Raw genomic sequence first — 4972 nt, forward strand, 5'->3', positions numbered from 1 at the left:
TTTTTTGATACATCGCTGAAAGCTTTCCGGAACCATACGCCTAGCGTATGGTTTTCTTTTCACAAATGAAAGGACGGATGATTTTACCCACCCGTCCTTTGGCATTTAAGCTTATTTCTTTTTATTCGCTAAAAATTCGTCTAATTTTTTCTGCGGCGTGTCTGTTGTGAAGGCAAGCGCAAATTGGTTCATGCTGTCTTTAATTGCGTACTCAAGCGAAGTGTTCTGCCATGTCTCAAAAAGCTCTTTTTGCTGTTTGACAGTAAAAAATGCTTTTTCGGAGATTTTTTGAGCATATTGCTCAGCTGTCCTTTCCAATTCAGATAATTCAACGACTGCGTTGATAAATCCAAATTGATTGATCTTTTCAACATCTACTGGTTCACCGGTTAAAAGCATCTCTTTCGCAAGGCTCAGGCCGACATGCTGCTGCAAAAGGACGGAGTCCAATACAGAAGGGATGCCTAAGTTAATTTCCGGCATAGAAAATACCGCATTTTTAGAAGCAACTCTAATGTCAGCAGCCATCGCCATCTCCATTGCACCACCAATGCAATGTCCATTAATCGCCATAATCACCACTTGGGGGATCGTACGGATTAACTCACAAACCCTTTTGAGTTCAGAAATTAGTTGATATGCTTTTTGAGGAGTTAAATGATTAAATTCATTGACATGCATTCCTGCGGAGAAAGCCTTTTCACCTTTTCCTGTAAAAACAACACTTCGAATCGATTCATCTTTGCTAATTTCTTCTAAATGTTGAATGATTTTCAACAAATTATTTCTTGTAATGCAATTTAATTTTTCCGGATTGTTAAACGTAATCCATGCTACATCTTTCTTTGTCTCGAATAGAACTAGATTTTCTGCCATATGTCTCTCCGCTCCTTTTTTGTTCCGACTATAGGAATATCATTTCACCATAATAACATAATTCTACTATACATGATTTCAATTTTCAGTCAATAATAGAAAGAACGAGCATTCGTTTTATTTCTTTTTAGCTTCTTATTTTCCGATTCTGGTAAAATGGAAAATGAACGTACGAAAATGTTTGGAGCGTGAACAAGTAATGGATCAGTCACGTAAAATCATCCATATTGACATGGACGCTTTCTTTGCTTCTGTTGAACAGCGGGATAACCCTGCATTAAGAAGTAAACCGGTTATTGTTGGCGGCCTCCCCAATTCGCGGGGAGTTGTGGCCACTTGTTCCTATGAAGCAAGAAAGTTCGGCATTCATTCTGCCATGCCTTCCAACATAGCATTTAAACGCTGTCCCCAAGCCGTATTCATACGAACAGACATGAAAAAATATAAAGCTGTCTCCAGACAAATTATGCAAATCTTTCATATGTTTACAGACTTGGTCGAACCGCTTGCGCTCGATGAAGCATATTTGGACGTTACCGAAAATAAATTCAATATCAAATCTGCAACGATTATCGCAAAAGAAATAAAAAAAAGAATCTACAAAGAAACGAAGCTTACCGCTTCAGCCGGTGTATCTTATAATAAATTTTTAGCGAAAGTAGCTTCCGGATACAAAAAGCCAGACGGGCTAACCGTCGTTCCCCCTGAACAAGCTCTTTCGTTTATCGAACAAATTCCAATTGGCGAATTTTTTGGGGTTGGAAAAGTAACGAAAGAAAAGTTTCTTAACATGGGAATCGAAAACGGAAAAGATTTGAGAAAGTTGAGTGAAGAAACACTTCTCCGTGTATTTAAAGAACGAGGGCGTTTATTCTATCAGCACGCCCGCGGAATTGATAACCGGCGGGTAACTCCAAACCGGAAAAGAAAATCACTTGGGAGAGAGATTACGCTAAAAGAAAATCTCTATTTAATAGAAGATATGCTTCCAGTCCTCCAACAGTTGGCCGAAATCGTCAGTGAAAAGCTTATCCAGGAAAACAAAATGACAAAATGCATTATTTTAAAAGTGAAGTTCCACGACTTTTCCCAACAAACGAAAAGAATAACGATTGAGCAGCATACAAATGATGCAATGACGATTTACCGACATGCCGAGCAGCTGCTGAAAGCCATTCAACGAAACAAGAAATCCGTCCGTTTATTAGGCATTTCAACGACCGAACTAGCACCAATGCGAACAACCCGCGAAGCTTCATTTGAAACGATAAACATGTACGAACAGTTGACATTGTTTTAACCTATACAAAAAAGAGAAATGAAGCTGAAGAATACGTTTTATTTCTATTTCCTCGTGGAATAACTATCAACAAACAAGTGAGTGAAGCGAGGGAATTTACGATGATTCTAATGAGTATAGGAACGTTAATTTTCAGCATTGCATTTTTCATTTTAGTTGTTTACTTATCACGCACATTAAAGCATCTCTCTTCTGTCATTATGAGCATGAATCGGACGATTGAAAAGCTGCCGAATCAGGTGGATGGAATCACGAATGAAGCAACAACTCTTCTGTGGAACACGAACAAAACAGTTGACGATTTAAATAAAAAATTAGGTACGTTAACGCCATATTTTTATATTGCTGGTGACTTTGGGGACTCAACGAAATATATTACTTCTTCTTTTTCAGATATCGTCCAAGCAACGGCTGAGAAACCTGAACGAAAGAACCTTGGCCTTTTTAAAGGATTGGTTTCGGCTAGTTATCTTCTCTTGCAAAAAGTGAAAAGAAAAACAAAAAATTAAACTCATAAAAAAGGGTGTCCGAAAAAAGCTGGGGACACCCTCTTTACATCCTATTGAATGGAAGACTATTCAGGCATTGCTTCTTTAATCGATTGCCTTTTTTGGTATAAATAATATCCTAATGCAGCGGCTCCATATAATCCATCCAGTTTTCTACGTTCAATTACTTCTCTTCCCTCTCCCGTGTCTTCTTGCAGTTCGATCGTTTTGTCAACCAATTTTACTGATAACCGCCTGGCCGCAGTCCCAGCATCTCCGATGATATGAAATACCGGGCTTAACTGTCCCACCTGCTCGTTTACATTGCCAAGCGTTTCATTGCTCTTCTGAAGGACATCCACCGCTTTCCCCGTCACCTTATCAATCTTTTCCGGCAAAGCATCTGTCGTTCTTTTTGTGCTAATGAAGATCTCTTTCAGCTTGTTCAAAGGCTTTACTAAGAAAGCAACAAGAATAGCAAATGCAATGCCAATAATGAATACTCCAATCCCTAGCCAAAGCATGGCTTCTTCCTCCTTTACTAGTCACTTGTTTTTCTACTTCCCATGATGAAAACGTTCTAAACGTCGTCACATAAAAACTTAAAATATATGTTAAAATGAGTATAATGAAATGAGTGAATATAAAGGTTAACTCATATAAAAAGGGGTACAAATGAACAAACGAATTCTTAAAAAGAAAGTAAAACAGATTATTCAATCAACGATGAACGACGTGAACATTTCGCTAAAGATTCAACAAGAACAGTCTGGTGTCAATATGAGCTATGACTTTATAAAAAACATCGTGTATTTTGATGCAGAACGAATTCAAAAAGCCAGAATGGAAGTGAACGAAAACGTTTCTTTGGAAGCCTACGTCAAAGCAGTGACACTGCATGAATTAGGCCACTTTCTCGATCGCGAAGCACTTCAAGCATCCATTCCAAGAGCATTTGAAATTTTTAAATTTAAGAACCGCTTTTCGTTTAAGGAAAGAATCAAGCATTCGGAGTTATTTAAAATTGATATCGAAGCCCATGAATTGAATTACGTTTTTGAAGAAACCGCATGGGAAAATGCGGAGAAACTAAACCGTCTATTCGGTGTTGTTGATTGGGAAAGTTTTGAAATTGTAAAATTTCATTGCATGCTGAGCTATGCAGCCCAATACAACCGGGATTTACTTATTTATCAAAGATTACAAACAAAGGAAAAAAGCATCACGGCTGCAGTTTAAAACGGATGAACCGAACCATTCATCCGTTTTTTCATTTAAAGAAAGCATAAATTTGTCTCTTTCGCAAATTTAGACCAATCTGGCTTCTGAACTTTGACTAAATCGATATACGAAACCGGTCTTTTTCGCTGATTTCTACAAGTCCAACTTCTCATTTCTAACTTCTAGAACTGAACGACGCTTCAGCGTCTTTGTTCTTTTTCTTCTTCCTTCGCCGCTTTGTCTGCTTTTTTAAAATCTTTCGGATAAATCACCTCTTGTGTAGAGCTTAGACCATTCGCTTTCTCTGTCATCATTTCATGTGGTTCATTTCGCTCATCCATGTCAAGAAACCCTCCCTAGAAAGACTTATTCGATAGTTTCCCCAGAAACCTTCTGATTAAACAAAAAGAGGCTTAAGCCATAATGGCCTAGCCTTTTTTTGAACACGCACTTTAAGCATTTCGGTATTGGGTTTGTTTTTCAAGCCATTTTCCTAAACGACTGTATAAGAGAAGGAAAAGAGCTGCAACAATGAATCCTTTTAACACATTAAATGGTAAAACAGCTGCGACAACGAGTTGGCGAAGCGCACTGTTTGTCATCGGATCCCAGCCAAGAAGAGCAATATAGGCAGGCAAAATCGCCACATAATTTAAAATGCTCATAAGGACCGCCATAAACAATGTTCCAACGATAAAAGAAACGATTAAACCTTTTTTCTCTTTCAGACGATTATAAACAAAGTATGTTGGCAATACGAAGGCTATTCCTGCCACGAAATTTGCAAGATGCCCTACAGGAATCCCTGATGGGCTCCCCGAAATTAAGTAATCCAAAATATTTTTAAACAACTCAACTAAAATAGCTCCCATTGGGCCTAACAAGAAGGCAGCGATAAGTGCTGGAATGTCGCTGAAATCAACCGTTAAATATGGCGGAAACGGCGGAATGGGAAATTTAATCAGCATTAAAACGAATGACAAACTGCTCAGCATCCCGATCGTCACAAACGAACGTAAATTTGATATGAAAATAATATCTACTTGAAAACACAATGTCTTGATTTGTCAAGTACCCGGAAACAATT

General features: G+C 38.2%; 7 protein-coding genes. 3 read left to right on the forward strand and 4 right to left on the reverse strand.

All coding sequences use genetic code 11. The features are described 5' to 3' along the window. Positions 1-111: 111 nt before the first annotated feature. Complete coding sequence (locus DCC39_RS18465) at positions 112-876, reverse strand: enoyl-CoA hydratase/isomerase family protein (protein WP_116556357.1); 765 nt, start codon at positions 874-876, stop codon at positions 112-114. 199 nt (positions 877-1075) lie between these two features. Between DCC39_RS18465 and dinB the strand changes: the two genes are divergently transcribed. Together dinB and DCC39_RS18475 are read left to right on the forward strand one after the other, a co-directional pair. Beyond that, on the forward strand, positions 1076-2176 hold the full coding sequence (gene dinB, locus DCC39_RS18470; protein ID WP_116556358.1) for a DNA polymerase IV: 1101 nt from the start codon (positions 1076-1078) through the stop codon (positions 2174-2176). 101 nt (positions 2177-2277) lie between these two features. After that, a complete protein-coding gene (locus DCC39_RS18475; RefSeq protein WP_116556359.1) occupies positions 2278-2685 on the forward strand; it encodes a DUF948 domain-containing protein in 408 nt (135 codons plus the stop codon). A gap of 65 nt (positions 2686-2750) precedes the next feature. On the opposite strand, the gene DCC39_RS18480 is transcribed toward DCC39_RS18475, so the two are convergent. Further along, positions 2751-3188 (reverse strand): DUF948 domain-containing protein, encoded by a 438-nt coding sequence (locus tag DCC39_RS18480; protein WP_116556360.1) that lies wholly within the window; start codon positions 3186-3188, stop codon positions 2751-2753. 151 nt (positions 3189-3339) lie between these two features. Here DCC39_RS18480 and DCC39_RS18485 point away from each other — a divergent pair, with 151 nt between their 5' ends. Next, on the forward strand, positions 3340-3903 hold the full coding sequence (locus DCC39_RS18485) for an integrase (protein ID WP_116556361.1): 564 nt from the start codon (positions 3340-3342) through the stop codon (positions 3901-3903). 182 nt (positions 3904-4085) lie between these two features. Here DCC39_RS18485 and DCC39_RS18490 read toward each other — a convergent pair whose 3' ends face one another. After that, entirely contained in the window at positions 4086-4226 is a 141-nt protein-coding gene (locus DCC39_RS18490; protein ID WP_116556362.1) for a YfhE family protein, read from the reverse strand. Between the two features lie 111 nt (positions 4227-4337). Then, positions 4338-4919 carry an ECF transporter S component gene (locus DCC39_RS18495; protein WP_116556363.1) on the reverse strand — a complete coding sequence of 194 codons (582 nt, stop codon included), beginning with the start codon at positions 4917-4919 and terminating at the stop codon, positions 4338-4340. Between the last annotated feature and the right edge of the window lie 53 nt (positions 4920-4972).

Origin of the sequence: Pueribacillus theae (genome assembly GCF_003097615.1) — a bacterium.
Classification (GTDB): Bacteria; Bacillota; Bacilli; order Bacillales; family UBA6769; genus Pueribacillus; species Pueribacillus theae.